Source organism: bacterium, assembly GCA_027622355.1.
Lineage (GTDB): Bacteria > UBA8248 > UBA8248 > UBA8248 > UBA8248 > JAQBZT01.
The window spans coordinates 1-2,536 of sequence record JAQBZT010000345.1 but is presented as its reverse complement, the minus strand read 5'-3'; the positions used below and the strand labels follow the sequence as shown (position 1 = coordinate 2,536).

3 protein-coding genes are annotated in these 2,536 nt (G+C 67.5%); 1 reads left to right on the top strand and 2 read right to left on the bottom strand.

All coding sequences use genetic code 11. From position 1 onward, the window contains the following. A partial coding sequence (locus O2807_14545) for a DUF6282 family protein (GenBank protein ID MDA1001722.1) occupies positions 1-849 on the bottom strand: 849 nt, incomplete at its 3' end. 187 nt (positions 850-1,036) lie between these two features. On the opposite strand from O2807_14545, the gene O2807_14540 reads away from it, so the two are divergent. Beyond that, positions 1,037-2,167, top strand: coding sequence for a DSD1 family PLP-dependent enzyme (locus O2807_14540; GenBank protein MDA1001721.1), 1,131 nt, complete (start codon positions 1,037-1,039; stop codon positions 2,165-2,167). A gap of 10 nt (positions 2,168-2,177) precedes the next feature. Here O2807_14540 and O2807_14535 read toward each other — a convergent pair. Beyond that, the coding region (locus tag O2807_14535; protein ID MDA1001720.1) for an SUMF1/EgtB/PvdO family nonheme iron enzyme at positions 2,178-2,536 on the bottom strand (359 nt) is incomplete at its 5' end.

The following is a 2,536-nucleotide window of genomic DNA, read 5'->3' as shown; positions in this document are numbered from 1 at the left end:
CATCCAGATAACCCCCTCTTCCTCCAACCCGAGGCGCAGCATGGTCGCGATGAACATCCGCAGCATCTCGGGCGGCGGAGGGTTGATGTCGAGCTGGGCGTCGGTAGTCATGATGCAGCGCTCGGGGCCGATCGCGCGGGCCATGTCGGCCAGGACCCGCGGGTGGTAGCTTTGCCACATGGGGAAGGTCGAGATCCAGGTGAATTCGATGATGTACCCCAGGTCGGCCACCTCGCGAATTTGCCCCTCGCTCGCCTTGATGAAGCCCGCCTGCGGGTGGGTGAAGACGAATTTTTTGAGGCCCACCTCCTTGGCCCGCCGGGCGAGGGAGACGCTCTCCTCGGCGGAGATGTGTCCGGTGGCGATGAGCACGTCGGCGTCACGCGCGATTTCGAGAATGGTGTCCACCTCGGGGCGGATTTTTCCGGCATCATCCACTACGGTGAGATCCCCGATGGGCGGTTTTTGCCGGTAGTTTTCGGCGATGCGCTTGCTGTAGGAGCCGGCCTTGATGTCGTTGGCCGCCGAGTAGGTGGGCATCCAGATGATCCGGGCGCCGAGGCGGACGGCGCTCTCGACGGAGAAGGGAGAGAGGCCGCCGACGCTCGCGTTGAGCACGATGGCCCCCAGCGCTGTAATTTCGGGATAAATGCTGTTCAGTATCTTGGCGTGCCCCGCGGTGGGCCAGAGGTGGCTTTTCATGGCGAATCCGCGCATGCCGCAGTCCCGCGCCAGCTCGGCCCATTCGTGATCCAGGACCCGCCCGGGCTCTCCCTCGGAAATCTGCGGGAAGATGTGGGCGTGAAGGTCAATGGAGCCTTCGAGAAGATCGTCGGCGATGGTGCGCATGTACGGCCCTCCGGGGGTGAATTTGGTGTCGCGCAAGATGCCGCGATCTTCCCGGATGGCCCCCGCCCTGTCAACGGAAAGCGGGAAATCCGGGAGATAAAGGCGTCAGGAGATGTCCGTTTTCGCGCGGCGCCGTCGGTGATATCCTCTGGTCCGCCTTTTACATGATTTTTGCCTGGAGAAAAAGATGAGCGCTCTACCTGCGCCGGGTCTTCCGGTCCGGGAAATCGACACCCCCGCCCTGCTGGTCGATCTGGACGCCATGGAGCGGAATCTCGCCCGGATGGCCGAGCGCCTGGAGGGGACATCCCTGCGGCTGCGCCCCCACGCCAAGACCCACAAGAGCCCGCTGCTGGCCCTTGAGCAGATGGCCCGGGGGGCGGTGGGGATCTGCTGCCAGAAGCTGGGGGAGGCCGAGGTGATGGCCGAAGGCGGGGTGCCCGACATTCTGGTCAGCAGCGAAATCGCCACCCCAGCGAAGCTCCGGCGCCTGGCCGATCTCACGCGGAATGCGAGCCTCATGGCGGTGGTGGACCATCCCCGGGGGGCGGAGATGCTCTCGGACGCCATGCGGGCGGCCGGGAGCGAGATCGGCGTTCTGGTGGATGTGGACGTGGGCCACGGAAGGTGCGGCACCCTGCCGGGCGCGCCCGCGGCGGCGCTGGCCCGCACGGTGGACTCCCTGCGGGGACTTCGCCTGCGGGGGATTCAGGCCTATCAGGGCCAGGCCCAGCACGTCGAGGGCTTCGAGGCGCGCCGCCGCGTCTACGGGGAGGCGATCGCGCGCATCCAGGAGACGATCACTGCCTTCGATGCGGCCGGGCTCCCCTGTGAAATCCGGAGCGGGGGCGGCACCGGCTCCTACCGGTGGGACATCGAGGCGGGCGTTTTCAACGAACTCCAGGCGGGCAGCTACCTCTTCATGGACGCCCACTACTGCAGCGTCGGGGGCGCGGCGGGTCCCCTCTACGAGGACTTCGAGCCGAGCCTTTATGTTCTCTCCACCGTGGTGAGCATCCCGGCGGCGGACCGAGCGGTGGTGGACGCGGGCCACAAGAGTCTCTCGACCGACAGCGGCCCGCCCGTGTGCCTCGAGATCGAGGACGCCCCCTACCGCCCCGGCGGGGATGAGCACGGCATTCTCGATCTCGCCGCCGCGGCCCGGCGGCCCGAGCTCGGCCAGCCGCTCCTCTTCCAGCCGAGCCACTGCGACACGACGATCAACCTCTACGATGTCTATCACGGCATCCGCGGGGGGATGGAGGCGGGTGTTTTGGAGCGCCTCATCCCCATCGCCGCAAGGGGAAAGGTGCAGTAGGGGGGGAGAGTTACTTCGCGTCCATCGCGCACCGGAAGCCGACGAGCTTCCAGCGGACGATGGCATCGAGGCGGAAGCGTGTGGCGGCGCGGAGCATGGCGGGCTCATTCATCCACGAGCCCCCCTTGATGGTGTGGAGGAAGCCGGTGGCCGGGCCCTTCGGGTTCCGGGAGGGGGCCTCCCGCAGGTAGAACTCCCCCCAGAAGTCGTGGGTCCACTCCCAGACGTTTCCCGACATGCCGAGCGCCCCGTAGGGGCTGGCGCCCGCGGGCCTTCGGCCGACAAGCTCGGGGCCTTTGCCGGCGGCCACCTTGGCGGGATCGAACACATCCCCCCAGGGGTAGATGCGCCCCCCCGGGCCGCGGGCGG

Bases quoted from the DNA above. Each gene is read 5' to 3' on its own strand.
- O2807_14540 (MDA1001721.1), top strand. From the start codon at position 1,037: ATGAGCGCTCTACCTGCGCCGGGTCTTCCGGTCCGGGAAATCGACACC.